Genomic DNA, 13,779 nt, shown 5'->3' on the forward strand with positions numbered 1-13,779 from the left:
GCGTGCTGCGGCGAACATCGGTGATGGCGTACAAGCAGGCGGTGAAGCCACTTGCGGAGATTGGCCGTGAGCTGAATGCCACGCACCTGATCGAGGGCTCGCTGCGCGCGGAAGGGGAGCGGCTGCGCATCACGGCGAAGCTGATCCGGGTGAGCGATCAATTGCAGATCTGGTCGTCGTCCTACGATGCGACGATCGCCTGGCTCAACTCACATTGAAAGCCCAGCATGCTGCGCGGCGAGCGCGGTGCGCAGGACGATTCCCGCTGGCTGTGGGCACATGTGTGGCTCTCGGTCTGTGGCTGCGATCTTCGCCACGGGACTGTCCGTGGCGAAGATGCGGCACTTCTGTTTGGAGCCTGCGGCTTAAGCTGCGCGCTGCTTGCGTACTGCGATCGTCTCCCGGGCCACGGCTCGATCAGCGGTGAGGAACCAGCGCTCGACGAGGTGCCAGCTCAGGTAGCCGGCCAGTAGTGACAGGGGAAGCGAGAAAGCGAAGAGCAGCCAGGGGGAGAGGGTCGTTCCCCAGCGCGAGACGACGAGTTGCTGCAAAGGGAACGAGAGCAGGTACATGCCGTAGGACGGATCGCCGAGCCGGGCGATGGGACCGAGCGGAAGGCGTACCGAGAAGGCGAGCGCGATCAGCAGCACAGGGCCGGCGAACGGCATGACCGCGCCGAGACCGTGGGGGATCTGCGTGCTGACCAGGATGGCGAGCGCAGCGATTCCAGCCAGCCTGGGGAGCCAGCGTATGTCCCTGGAGGCGACCGGGGCCGTGGGACGAAGCACCCGCATGGGCTGTGTCATCCAGGAGCGCAGGGTGAGGCCGCCGAGGAACATGGGCAGCTCACGCACCCACATGGCGGGATACCCGATGGTGGCCACGGCCCAACGCGGGGACGGGAAGTAACGCTCGACGTGGAACCATATGCTGACCGCGACCGCGAGGAGGAGCGCGCCCGTGAGCAGGCGAGGCGAGCGGAGCAGGCCGCCAGGCAGGTGCGGATCGTGGCGGCGCAGGCGCACGACGCTGATCAGAGCTGCGAGCACATAGCAGCCGAAGCCGTAGGAGATGGACCAGAGGGACTGGTTCACATCCGCAGGGTAGGGATTGTGGAGGAAGGCACCGCTGTAGCTGGGCTGGCCGAGGCGCAGTGAGCGATAGAGGAGATCGATGCCAGCACCCATCGCATGAGGCATGCGCGCGGAGAGCCACGCGGGGGCTTCGAGATGACCGCCGCCGAGCGGCAGCACGATCAGGAACGAGACGACGGCAGCGAGCAGAAAGCCGGGGTAGACGCGTCGGACACGATGCGTGAAGTAGTTCCAGAGGTCCGTGTTGCGCAGGAGCCGATCGGCGATCAGGAAGCCGCTGAGGATGAAGAAGAAGTCGACGGCCGTGTGGCCGAGGATAGCCTGCTGATGATTGAAGCGCTTCCAGGGGTCGGCGTCTGTGACGCCGTTGGCGAGCAGGAAGCTGTTCGACAGCACGACGACTGCCGCGAGCAGAATACGGATCGCAAGCAGGTTGTTTCCAGGCCGATCCACGGAGTTGGCGAACATGGGGGAGAACGACTCCTTGGAGAGACCCAGACAGTGTCCGTTCAGATGCGGCGAAGTACCAGTTCCGTTGTAGCCGCGACCCGCACTGCGGTCACTGCTGTCCGGTTCCCGACGGTGCGAAAGCTATGCAGCAGAGGCGAACAAATGGTGGCGCGCGGACGAGCGGGTGGTTGCACGGACAGGGTGGTTGCGGGCTCCACAGGGGCGCGCATGCGGTGCGATCGTCACCGCATGCGGGATGGCCTGGGCCGGGATTGGCGGCTGGCGGGTTTCGCGGCAGATGCGGCCCACGCGAGTTCGAGCGCAGGTGTGACCATCTCGGCGCGCGCCGCCGGAAGCAGGATCAGCGTGGAGCCCTGGCGTCCCCAGGCACCAGCAGCCGGGCTGCATGCTTCGGGCCACGCTTCGATCAGCCGCGCCTGCTCCGCGAGCGGCAGCTTGACCATGGCGAAGCGCGCGTCAGGCGAGGCGAGCGTTGCAAAGATGCGGCCGGCCACGCGGAAGTCGGGGTGGTGCATGTGCTCGCCTTCGACGACGCCCTCCAGGGCGAGCGCCGCGGCGCGGAACGCGTCGGGGCTCACGACGAGCTCACGTTGCTCGTTGAGGCGAACATCTCCTGGGCCAATGTCCTTCCGGTGCGTGGCAAATCCATTCCTGGTAGCGCGACGATCGGCGATAACGGAACCGTCGCGGTTGCTTATGCAGCCCGACTCTTCCGGAGACCACCGATGGTGTGGCCTGAGGCCGTGGGCCGGCTCGCTGACAGCATACGCCGGAGTGCGGGCGAGGGGTGAACAGGCTGCTATGCGATACTCACAGGGAATGTATAAGCGCATCCTCCTCAAGCTCTCAGGCGAGGCTCTGGCCGCCGGGCGCGGCTTCGGTGTGGACGTCGACACCGTGCACCAGATCAGTAACGAAATCGCCGATGTGCGCAGCATGGGCGTGGAAGTTGCGATTGTGGTCGGGGGCGGCAACTTCTTCCGCGGTGTGGCCGAGCAGGCGCGCGCCATGGATCGTGTGTCCGCCGATCACATGGGCATGCTGGGCACGGTGATCAATGCGCTCGCGTTCCAGGACGCGCTCGAGAAGTGCAATGTGCACAGCCGCGTGATGTCGGCGATTGAAATGAACCAAGTTGCGGAGCCCTACATCCGGCGGCGCGCGATCCGGCACCTGGAAAAGGGGCGCGTGGTGATCTTTGCCGCGGGCACCGGGAATCCTTACTTCTCGACGGACACGGCGGCGTCGCTGCGCGCGATGGAGATCAAGGCGGACGTGCTGCTGAAGGCGACCAAGGTAGACGGCATCTACACGGCCGACCCGGTGATCACGAAGGACGCCGTGAAGTACGACGAGATCACGTACTACGAGATCCTGCGGCTGGGGCTGAAGGTGATGGATATGACGGCCGTGAGCCTGTGCAAGGACAACGCCATGCCGATGATCATCTTCAACATGAACAAGCCGGGGAATATTCTGCGCGTGGCCTCGGGTGAGCGCGTGGGTTCGCTGGTTACGGCCTAGACACGCTTCAGGCTGCACCTTTTCGAGCAGTATCACGCGCCTTTCCAGCTCCCGTATCATCCGACGGAGAGCGGTCTGTTTCCCCCCGCGGAGCCTCTGTGTCGACCCTGCCATCCACCTCCGATTCGAGTCCTGCGCCTGCGGGTGCAACTCGAGCGGAGGAGCCGCCGTCCTTGGACGCAGTGACCACGACCGCAGCTCCGCGCAGGCAGCACCTCCATGCCCTGACCGGGATGCGCGCTCTTGCTGCGCTGAACATCGTCTTCTTCCACTTCTCCGATCCGAAGAACTTCGGCCTGTTCGCGCCGGTGGTCGATAACGGCTACGTGTCGGTCAGCTTCTTCCTGCTGCTCTCCGGTTTTGTGCTGGCGTACAACTACCGCGGTCGCGCGGACCGCGGGGAGATGCGCGCGCTCTCGTTCTGGCAGGCACGCTTCTCGCGCATTTACCCGGTGTTCCTGTTCTCGCTAGTGGTGTCGGCGCTGGTACTGCGGCAGGAGTGGCTGGGGCGGACGCACGGGCAGTTTGCTACGGGCGTCGGGCTGACACTGCTGCTGTCGCAGGGCTGGTCGCCGGACTACTGCACGTTCTGGAACACGCCGGCGTGGACGCTGACCACGGATGTGTTCTTTTACGCGCTGTTTCCGTGGCTGATCACGCTACGGCGACCCCAGACGCGGCGGCGCATTCTGTGGACGATGCTCGGCTTCTGGGTGTTGAGCTTTGTGCTGCCCACGCTGTATGCGGTGCTGAATCCAGATGGCGATCCGCATCCGGGGCGTTATTCGAATGGGTGGTGGCTGCGGCTGATCAAGTTCGGGCCTGTGCAGCATCTGCCATCGTTTTTGTTCGGCATGGCGCTGGCGGGGCTGAATGACTTTTTGCCAGAGCGGGGACGTCTGCGGTTAGCGATCGGGGTGATGGGCTTTGGCGCGCTCTACGCGGTGCTCTACTTCGGCAACCACATGCCGTACGTCTTCATGCACGACGGCCTGCTGATGCCGCTGTACGCGATGGTGATCCTCGGGCTGGCGGGGCAGAACCTGCTGACGCGGCTGTTCACGGTGTACCCGCTGATCGTGATCGGCGAGGCGAGCTACTGCCTGTACATCCTGCACTTCAATGTATGGCTGCTGCTGCATGATGAACTGCACGTGATCGAGCGTGCGGGGCTGATGCGCTTCGATCCGTGGCTCTCGTACGTGGTGCTGGTGCTTGTGGCCATTGCGACGATGTACCTGATCGAGCGGCCGGGCCAGCGCTGGCTGAAGCGTCGGATGAGCAGCATGGCTGCCGCGCCGGCGATGCCGCCGAGTGTGCCGTAGCGATTCATTCTCGAGACCAAAGCAGAAGGCCCGCATGCGAGATGCGGGCCTTCTGCTGTTTGCGGTGCGATGTGCTTAGTAAGTCGGGTTGAGCTGGATTGCGTGATCGCCGTGCTTGACCGTGGTCACCGCGGTGGCCTTGTTCGCGCCGGTGAAGGGCGTGTTCTGTACCTGGCTGGTGGTGCCGGCGTTGGGATCGAGATAGAGGCCGGAGACCGAGTTGCCGAGGAAGTTGGCGGTGTAGACGTAGCGGCCGATGGAGCTTTCGACCGACACGCCGACGGGCCCGGGATCAGTTGCGACCGAGCTTCCGCCGACCAGGCCAGCGGGCATGCCGTTCGTGGCGTTGATCTCGTATCCGCTGAGCGTGCCGGAGCTGTAGTTGGAGACGTAGATGAACTTGCCGCGCGGGTCGATGGTGATGGCGCTGGGCAGGTTGCCGGTCGTGGTGGTGCTGTTGACGAGCGGAACCAGTCCGCCGTTCGGCTGGATGGCGTAGGACAGGATCTGGTTCTGGCGGTAGTCGATGACGTAGGTGAACCGGCTGGTCGGATCCGTGGCGATGCCGACGGGCGCGACGCCAGCGCGGAAGGGCGAGCCGGCACCGTCAGTGAGCGTGCGATCCGGGTTGACCACATAGGTGGAGACCTGGCCGACGGGGTTAGCGCCGCCGCTGCAGGCGCCGACTGCGGGATAGGTGACGGTGGCGTTGCCTGTGGCTCCGACGTTCTGCTGTTCGACCGTCGTGATGAGGCTGGTGAGCTGACCGGCGGGATCGTTGACCACGTATACGGCGCTGCCGTCGGCGACGGCCGAGACAGCGACGGGGTTGTTGCAGGTGGCGTAAGCGTTCTCTGCGCCGAGCGTGCCATTGGGGTTCACGGCGAAGGTGACCAGCGCGCCCACGCCGGGCGTGGTGGCGCTAAACGGCGTGTTGTTGGGCCCGAAGCCATAGGCCTCGACGACGTAGAGCGTCTTGCCGTCGGGGCTCAGCGCCATGCCGTTGGGATTGGTGCCGGACTTGGGGTTGTAGGTGTTCTGTGCGAACAGGGTGCCGTCGCTGCCTGCGGCGTACTCGACGATCGTGTTGTCGTCGTGATTCAGGACATACACGTTCTTGTTGTTGGGCGAGGTCAGCAGCGCGATCGGATTCCGACCTGCGGGGTAGGGAGAGCCCTTGATCTGGGTCAGCGCGCCCGACTCACCATCGGAGGCATAGGCGTAGACGCTGCCGGGGTTGGCGCCGGCCGAGGCGACGTAGACGAAAGAGACGGTATTGCTCTGTCCGCAGGCGGTGATGCCAAGCACCAGGGCGGCGGAGACGGCGGTGGCCAGAGCAGCCTGGCCGAGTTGACTAAACTTCATTCGATTCCTTCGTCCTTCGTGCCTGCGGCTTTCGCCGTCGCAGGCCATAGCTGCTGCAGGGCAGCGTCTGTCGTTCGAATGTCTGGGAGTGCTGTTTCATTGTACTGACAGCACCCCCGGTTGGCCTTGCTTAGAACGTGCTTCCGGAGACCGCACACCAGGTGGGAGATCCCGGAGGTGCGGGCGTGCCCTTGGGCAGAGCCGTGAGGACGCCAGCATTCTGGTCGATCTTTTTGCCGGAGATGGTGCTGTCCTGGAAGTTGACGAGATAGACGTACTGGTTCGAGGGATCTTCGACGATGCAGCGGGGGCTGGAGCCGGTGGGAATGATGTTGCCGCCCGTGTTGGCGTCGGCGAGCTCACCGTTCTGCTGAACGCTGTACGCGGTCACGACACTGCCCACGGTGTTGGCCTGGGTGTTGACGCCAGCATTGGCGACCCAGACGAACTTGCGCGAGTCGCTGACGATGACGCGTGCGGGGAAGCGCGCGATGCCGCCCTGCGCCGTGTTGGCCTTGGCAGTGATGCCACCGCCCAGGGTGCCACCGGAGGTGACGGTGTAGATCAGGATCTGACCCGGGGTGTTGGTATTGCCGGCCTGATCGAGCGGCAGTGTGGTGCCTGCATCCAGCGCGTAGATGGTGGACCCGTTGGCGTAGACGTAGGTCAACTGGGTGGCGCCCGTTGGAGTTGGCGTGCTCTGGGTCAACGTGAGCTGACCGTTGGTCGTGTTCTGCGCGTAGATGAAGATGGCCTGCGAGGGATCAGTCGCGGTGCCCGCACCCTGCTCCGCCACGTAGGCGTAGCTGCCCGAGAGGGTCATCCAGACCGGATTAGTGCCGACCGGGAAGTAGGTGAGCAGCGCGGTCGAAGAACCTGTCTGCTGATTGGGCAGGAGGGTCAGGCGGCCGGTGTTCTGATCGATCGAAAAGGCAGTGATGTCACCGTAGGGCTTCGGGCCGTTCGCGTCCGTGGGCGCGAACTGATCGAGCGTGTACAGGTAATTGCCGTTGATCTGTATGTTGATCGTGCTGTCGCCCTGCGGCTGGTAGCTCTGCTGATGCGTGAGCGTGCCGCGGCCACCGACGGTGAACAGATCGATGGAGCTGTGCTGTGCCGCGCCGCCGCCACTGCAGGGCGCCTGGCCCTGGTTGCCGCAGCCCTGGTTGAGGACATAGAGGAACGTGCCGCTGGAACCGACGAGCACCTGGCTCGGATTAACACCGCCCGAGCCGGTCGACGCGGCGGGCAGCAATTCGCCGGTGGTGTTCCGGATGCGGTAGGTATTGATGAGGCCGTTGGTGGTTCCCGCGCCGGTCGAGGAACCGGTAGCGAAGAAGTAACCGACGGTGTAGCTGCGCGAGCAGGACGTCATGCCGAGCACAGAAACGGCAGAGGCGGCGAGGGCCAGAGCAGCCCGGCCGAGTGTCTTCAACTTCATCCGATTCCTTCGCATCCCGAAGCGCACGTCCGCTTTGAGGGCTGCTGATACTGCGTCAAGGTGTGGGTGGAGACCCGCCATCATTGTAAAAGGTTTGTGCAGTTCCGGGCTAGCGGCGGGCCCCTTTGTCCTTCAGACGAAGGCTAAAGCAAAGCGAAAGCAGGCCGGCGAACGAGGCGCGAAGCGCAAAACAAAGCGGCCGGAGGGGCATGTGGTCTCCTCCGGCCGCTGGTGTGTGTGACTCGTCTACCAGACGCGACAGCTGTTTTCCGGGTAGAGCGGCGCACCCTTCTTGCAGTGAAAGGCCTTGCCGAACTCCTCGAAGTTCTGCACTGTGCCGTTGACGCGGAACTTGCCGGGCGAGTGCGGATCGACCTTCACCATCATGCGTGAGTACTGCTCGCGGCGATTCTCGCACCACACCTGGCCGAAGCCGATGAAGAAGCGCTGCGCGGGGGTGAAACCATCGACCTCCGGCCCGTCGATCTTCTTGCCCTCCTGCGCGAGCGTGTTCTGGAGTGCGAGGAACGCGATGCGGATGCCGCCGTTGTCCGCGGTGTTCTCACCGAGGGTGAGCTTGCCATTGACGTTGGCGCCGGGCGCGGCTGCGAAGTTGTCGTACTCCTTGACCTCGCAATCGGTGCGCTCGACGAAGGCCTTGCGGTCCTCCGGTGTCTGCCACTCGCGCAGATTGCCTTTGCCGTCGTACTTGGAGCCCTGGTCGTCGAAGCCGTGCGTCATCTCGTGGCCGATGACGACGCCGATGCCGCCGAAGTTGACGGCCTGGTCGGTGGTGAGCGAGAAGAATGGCGGCTGCAGGATGCCGGCCGGGAAATTGATGTCGTTCTGGCTGGGGTTGTAGTAGGCGTTGACGGTGGGCGGTGTCATGCCCCACTCGGTCTCATCCACCGGCTTGCCGAGCTTCTTTAGATTGCGCTGCTGTTCGAACTCGTCGGCGCGATCGAGGTTGCCGAGGAGGTCGTCGCGATCGACGTCGAGCTTCGAGTAGTCGCGCCAGTGCTGTGGGTAACCGATCTTGTTACGAAACAGCGCCAGCTTGGCTTCGGCTTCCTTCTTGGTCGGGTCGCTCATCCAGGAGAGCTGCTGGATGTCCTCGCCGAGCGCAGTATCGAGCGCTTTGACGAGGCGCACCATGCTGTCCTTGGCTTCGGGCGGGAAGTTCTTCTTGACCCAGTCCTGACCGACGGCCTCGCCCATGGCCTGATCGACCGCGCGAGTGCAGCGCTTCCAGCGGGGCTGCAGCTCCTGCGCGCCCTGCAGGGTGGCTTCGTAGAACTTGTGGTTCTCGTCGACGAAGTTGTCGCTGAGCCATGGTGCGGCGGAGTGGATGGCCTGCCAGCGCAGATAGCTCTTCCACGCGCCCAGATCCTGGCTCTCGATCTGCTTGCTCAGGGCTTCGACGAAGGCAGGCTGCCCGACGTTGAGCGTGTCGAACGAGCCGATGCCGATGCCGCTGAAGTAGTCCGACCAATCAAAAGCGGGCGCGAGTGTCTTGAGCTCGGCGACGCTCTTGATGTGGTAGCGGTTGGTGGGCTCGCGCAGCTCGGTGCGGCTGAGGGACGCCTCGGCGAGCGCGGTCTCGATGGTCATGACGTTCTTCGCCTCGGCGGCAGCCTGATCCGGTGAGTCACCCGCAAGCGTGAACATCTTCGTCATGTGTTCGAGGTACTGGTCGCGGATCTTGGTTTCGCGCTCGGTCTTCTCGACGTAGTAGGACCGGTCCGGCAGTCCAAGGCCGCCCTGGCCCACCATCGCGATCTGCTTCGAGCTGTCCTTCAGATCCTGCTGCACGCCGAAGCGGAACATCGCGTCGGTGCCGTGCTGGCGTTCGAGGTCGGCGAGACTGGTGGCGAGCTGCTTCTTGTCATTGATGGCGGCGATGCGATCGAGCGCCGGCTTGAGCGGGGCAGCGCCCTTCTGGTTGACCTCAGCCGTGTTCATGCAGGAGGCGTAGAAGTCGCCGTATTTGGCTTCTAGCGGGGTGCGCTTCGCTTTGGGGTCGGCGGCGGCTTCGAGGTCCTTGTAGAGCAGCCACTGATTGCGCTCGGCGAGCATATTGAAGCTGCCCCAGCGTGCCTGGTCGGCGGGGATGGGGTTGTTCTTGACCCAGTTGCCGCAGGTGTATTGGAAGAAGTCGGTGCAGGGATCGGCGGTGCGATCCATGGCGGTCAGGTCGAAGCTTTTCGGCGCCTTGGGCTCGGCGGGCGCGCTGCTCGCGGGTGTATCGGCGAGTGCGTCCAGTTCACGCAGGCTGTTGGAGGATAGGGCGCTTTGAGCACAGGCGAGTCCGGTGCCCATCAGGACGATGGCGGCGAAGCGAAGAGGATGCAGCATGGCACTCCCGGGGTGAGGTGGCAGAGGCAGGCTGCACCATCTGCCTGGAAACAACGGTTGTTCTTTGCGGACGGCGCGCGCAGAAGAACAGCCGAAGCCGCACGATAGCACAAAGCGCAGCAGTCGCAATCGGGCGTGGCGACCGGAGCGTTCATGCGATCAGCGGCGGCCGCCAGCCGGAGCGTGGCGGGTCACCCAGGCAGCAACGGGCAGAGCGCTGAGCAGGATGACAGCGGCGAGCAGGAAGGGCGCGCCGGGCAGGTGGACGCCAAGCGTTGTACGAATGCCGGCAGCGAAGACGAACGTGAACATGCCGGGGCCAACCAGTGCAGTGAGGCCGCGTATGCATTGCACGGCTCCCTGCAACTGGCCCTGCTCCTGCGGATTGACGTGCACGCTCATCAGGCCCTGGGCCGTAGGGCCGGCGAGTCCCCAGAGGTTCATGAGCGGAATCCCGAGCAGGAACAACGCGCCGGTGGGAGCGAGGCCGAAGATGGCGAAGCCAACCCAGCCGATGCCGAGCCCCCAGAGCAGGGTGGCGCGCTGGCCCAGCCAGCGGACCAGCGGACGCACGAGCAGCGCGCCGACGATGACCGAACCGACGCCGACCAGTGCGAGCGAGAGTCCGACACTCTTCGCGCTCCAGTGGTAGCGATAGTCGGTGTAGAGCACCCAGGTGTTTTGCAGCGACTGTTGCGTGAGGTAGCTGAGCAGCAGGACGCAGCCGATGCCGAAGAGCTCGCGATGGCGACGGAGCAGGGTGAGCGCGCCGATGGGGTTGGCCTGCTTCCAGGAGAAGATGCCGCGCTTGTCGCGAGGCAGCGACTCGGGGAGCACGAACAGGCCATACATGGCGTTGAGCAGGCTCATGGCACCGGCGACCCAGAAGGGCAGCCGGGGGCTGACGTCGCCGAGTACGCCGCCGAGTGCCGGGCCGAGCACGAAGCCGAGGCCGAACGCAGCACTCACCATCCCGAAGGCCTCCGCGCGGCGCTCCGGGTCGGTCACGTCCGCGATGTAGGCCATGGCGGTGGGAATGCTGGCCGAGGTGATGCCGGAGATGACGCGGCCGACGAACAGCCACGGGAGCGAAGGCGCGAGCGCCATCACGAAGTAGTCGAGGCCAAGGCCGAAGTTCGAGAGCAGGATGATGGGCCGGCGTCCGAAGCGATCGGAGAGGGACCCGAGCAGCGGCGAGAAGCCGAACTGCATGACGGCCCAGACGGTGCCGAAGATGCCGAACATCTCAGCGCCGTTCGCTTCATTGCCGCCGAGGAAGCCGGTGATGAGCGCCGGCAGCACGGGGGCGATCATCCCGAGCGCCAGCATGTCGAGCGCGATGGTGACGAAGATGAAGGCAGCGGCGGCACGATGGCCACGACGGGGAGGGCCACCGCCGGGCGAAGCAGGGCTATGGGGGACAGAAGTGTGGAGTGCGCCCAGCGGCGGTTGTTCCGTGTGCAGGGCAACGGGGCTATGCAGTTCCGAGTCCTGACCCTCCGCCATGCATGCGCCTCCGCAGGACTGAGGATAGACGGGGGAGAGCTCCGAGGGCTCGGAGAAAGCGAGAACCGTGTTTCGCAGCACGGAGGGCCGGGCGGTCAGGTCGCCTTGTGAACTTTCGTTGAATATGCGCGTCCGGAACGGGTCACCGGGCGATCTCCTCGGGAGAAGTGCTGCTCCAAGCAGGCTGAGAGCGGAGTGCGAGATCGGCGCGCGCTCTCCGGAGTGACCCATGACACACAACGTTTCGCGTCGCCGTTTCGTCGGTGGACTGACGATGGCTGCGTCTGCTGCTGCGCTGAGCGGGCAGCGTGGGCTGATGGCCGCGATGAATCAGCAGAATGCGGCATTGCCGCATCCGGACGCATCGGGCATCGATCACGTCGTGCTGGTGATGATGGAGAATCGCTCGTTCGACCACTTCCTGGGCTGGCTGCCCGGTGCGAACGGACGGCAGGGCGGGCTGAGCTACGCCGACAAGGCGGGTGTGTCGCACCCGACCTACCACCTGACGACGTACCAAGGCTGCGATTACGAGGATCCGGACCACTCGTACCAGGGTGCCCGCGCGCAGTATGACGGGGGCGCGTGCGACGGCTGGCTGCGTGCGGGAACCAACGACCTGTTCCCGATCGGCTACTACCAGGCGCAGGACCTGAGCTTTCTAAGCCAGGCAGCGCCGCAGTGGACGGTCTGCGACCAATACTTTGCCGGCATCCTGGGGCCCACCTACCCCAATCGCCTGTACCAGCATGCGGCTCAGACCGATCGGCTGGACGACAGCACGACAGTGTCGACACTGCCGACGATCTGGGATCGGCTGGCACTGGCCGGGCTCACGGGCCGGTACTACTACAACGACATTCCATTCACAGCGTTGTGGGGAGCGAAGTATCTCGACATCAGCCGGCCGTTCACCGAGTTCATCGCCGCGTGTACGACAGGAACGCTGCCGCAGGTGTCGTACATCGATCCACGGTTCGAGGACGAATCGAGCGGAACTTCGAACGACGATCATCCGCACGCGGATGTTCGCAATGGCGAGGCTTTTCTCAACCAGGTCTACACCGCGGTGACGCAGAGCCCGGCATGGGGACGCACTGTGCTGATCATCAACTTCGACGAGTGGGGCGGGTTCTTCGATCATGTGCCGCCGCCGCTGAAGCCCATCCCGACAGCGGACGCGGCGGTCGGCAGCGACGGACGGATCGGCTTCCGCGTGCCGGCGCTGGTGATCTCGCCCTTCGCGCGGCGTCACGCGGTGTCCGGAACGCAGTTCGATCACACGTCGGTGCTCAAGCTGATCGAGTGGCGATGGGGGCTCAGTGCGCTGACGGTGCGCGACAGCCAAGCGAACAACCTGGCCACGGTGCTCAACTTCGGAAAGCCGAACCTGGATGCGCCGCGCTACAAGGTGCCGACTGGGCCATTTGGCACGGCCTGCAGCTCTGCGGTGACGGGGTCGTTGCCCAGCACCAGCTCTGAAGAGACCGAGCGGCCGGCGATCGCCGCTCTGGCCCAGCAATACGGATTCACTCTCTACTAACGGCAACAATGAGGAGCCACGAGATGAAGCGAATGTTTCTCCCCCTGCTTGTGCTGCTGTGCGCAACGGTCCCGGTGCTGGCGCAGCAGCCGCCGATCCGCAATGTGTTCGTCATCGTGCTCGAGAACAAGGACTACGCACAGACTTTCGGGCCGGGCTCGGCTGCGCCCTATCTCGCAAACACGCTGACCGCCAAGGGCGAGCTGCTCACCCAGTACTACGGCATCGGTCACAACAGCAATGACAATTACATTGCGATGATTAGCGGGCAGGCGCCCAATCCGCAGAACCAGGGCGATTGTCAGATCTTCTCGGAGTTCGTCAGCACTGGCGTGACCGCACCGTACGGTCAGCTGGCCGGCCAGGGGTGCGTGTTTCCAGCGTCGGTGAAGACGATTGCCGACCAGCTTGCCTCCGCCGGGCTGACCTGGCGCGGTTACATGGAGGACATGCCGTCTCACTGCGCTCATCCGGCGCTGAATATGCAGGACACCACGCAGGCGGCGACCCCGAGTAATGCGTACGCGACGCGGCACAACCCATTCGTGTACTTCCACTCGCTGCTCGACTCTGGCCAGTGTGCCGCGAACGATGTGCCGCTGACGCAGTTACAGACAGACCTGAGCAGCCAGCGCACGACGCCGAACCTGGTGTACATCGTGCCGAACCTCTGCCATGACGGGCACGATTCGCCGTGCGCGGACGGAGAGCCGGGCGGCCTGGTGTCGGCCGATCAGTGGCTGCAGACGTGGGTTCCAACGATTCTGAACTCGCCGGCCTACCGCAAAGGCGGCATGCTGGTGATCACGTTCGACGAGGCAGATTTCGGCGCGAGCGGCAGCTCGGACGCGAGCTCCTGTTGCGGCGAACTGCCGGGCCCGAACTCGCCGCTGCCGGGGATCGACGGCCCGGGTGGGGGACTGGTGGGCACCGTTGTTCTGTCGCCGTATGTAAAGCCGGGAACGCAGAACAGCACGCCCTACAACCACTACGCACTGCTGAAGACCATGGAGTCGCTGTTCGGCGTGCCGTATCTGGGCTATGCGCAGCCAAGCGGGCTGGCTGCCTTCGGCGCTGACGTCTTCAACAACCCGAAGCCGGCGAAGTAGCGCCGTTAAGGCGAATGCAGAAGAGCGGAGGCTGCGGCCCCGCTCT

General features: G+C 64.6%; 11 protein-coding genes. 5 read left to right on the forward strand and 6 right to left on the reverse strand.

What is annotated here, in order from left to right:
- Positions 1-2 precede the first annotated feature (2 nt).
- Positions 3-218, forward strand: coding sequence for a hypothetical protein (locus AC5IJH_RS04835; protein ID WP_491901674.1), 216 nt, complete (start codon positions 3-5; stop codon positions 216-218).
- Positions 219-365: 147 nt separating this feature from the next.
- Here the strand turns inward: AC5IJH_RS04835 and AC5IJH_RS04840 are convergent, their stop codons facing one another.
- Together AC5IJH_RS04840 and AC5IJH_RS04845 are read right to left on the reverse strand one after the other, a co-directional pair.
- Positions 366-1,562 (reverse strand): acyltransferase family protein, encoded by a 1,197-nt coding sequence (locus tag AC5IJH_RS04840; RefSeq protein ID WP_491901675.1) that lies wholly within the window; start codon positions 1,560-1,562, stop codon positions 366-368.
- 224 nt (positions 1,563-1,786) lie between these two features.
- Complete coding sequence (locus tag AC5IJH_RS04845; RefSeq protein ID WP_491901676.1) at positions 1,787-2,143, reverse strand: MmcQ/YjbR family DNA-binding protein; 357 nt, start codon at positions 2,141-2,143, stop codon at positions 1,787-1,789.
- A gap of 241 nt (positions 2,144-2,384) precedes the next feature.
- Between AC5IJH_RS04845 and pyrH the strand changes: the two genes are divergently transcribed.
- Complete coding sequence (gene pyrH / locus AC5IJH_RS04850) at positions 2,385-3,089, forward strand: UMP kinase (protein ID WP_491901677.1); 705 nt, start codon at positions 2,385-2,387, stop codon at positions 3,087-3,089.
- Between the two features lie 182 nt (positions 3,090-3,271).
- On the forward strand, positions 3,272-4,414 hold the full coding sequence (locus AC5IJH_RS04855) for an acyltransferase family protein (RefSeq protein WP_491901715.1): 1,143 nt from the start codon (positions 3,272-3,274) through the stop codon (positions 4,412-4,414).
- A 75-nt stretch (positions 4,415-4,489) separates the two neighbouring features.
- Here the strand turns inward: AC5IJH_RS04855 and AC5IJH_RS04860 are convergent, their stop codons facing one another.
- From AC5IJH_RS04860 to AC5IJH_RS04875, 4 genes are all read right to left on the reverse strand, one after another.
- Complete coding sequence (locus AC5IJH_RS04860; RefSeq protein WP_491901678.1) at positions 4,490-5,779, reverse strand: lactonase family protein; 1,290 nt, start codon at positions 5,777-5,779, stop codon at positions 4,490-4,492.
- Positions 5,780-5,909: 130 nt separating this feature from the next.
- Positions 5,910-7,220, reverse strand: coding sequence for a lactonase family protein (locus AC5IJH_RS04865; protein ID WP_491901679.1), 1,311 nt, complete (start codon positions 7,218-7,220; stop codon positions 5,910-5,912).
- A gap of 246 nt (positions 7,221-7,466) precedes the next feature.
- Positions 7,467-9,575 (reverse strand): M13 family metallopeptidase, encoded by a 2,109-nt coding sequence (locus tag AC5IJH_RS04870; protein ID WP_491901680.1) that lies wholly within the window; start codon positions 9,573-9,575, stop codon positions 7,467-7,469.
- 159 nt (positions 9,576-9,734) lie between these two features.
- Positions 9,735-11,081: a TCR/Tet family MFS transporter gene (locus tag AC5IJH_RS04875; RefSeq protein ID WP_491901681.1), complete on the reverse strand. Its 1,347-nt coding sequence runs from the start codon at positions 11,079-11,081 to the stop codon at positions 9,735-9,737.
- A 229-nt stretch (positions 11,082-11,310) separates the two neighbouring features.
- On the opposite strand from AC5IJH_RS04875, the gene AC5IJH_RS04880 reads away from it, so the two are divergent.
- The gene (locus AC5IJH_RS04880; protein WP_491901682.1) at positions 11,311-12,624 is read left to right on the forward strand and encodes an alkaline phosphatase family protein; all 1,314 of its coding nucleotides are present in this window, start codon (positions 11,311-11,313) and stop codon (positions 12,622-12,624) included.
- Between the two features lie 23 nt (positions 12,625-12,647).
- Positions 12,648-13,733 carry an alkaline phosphatase family protein gene (locus tag AC5IJH_RS04885; RefSeq protein ID WP_491901683.1) on the forward strand — a complete coding sequence of 362 codons (1,086 nt, stop codon included), beginning with the start codon at positions 12,648-12,650 and terminating at the stop codon, positions 13,731-13,733.
- Positions 13,734-13,779 lie beyond the last annotated feature (46 nt).

The organism is Candidatus Dedyshia acidiphila, from assembly GCF_051025295.1.
Lineage (GTDB): Bacteria > Acidobacteriota > Terriglobia > Terriglobales > Acidobacteriaceae > KBS-83.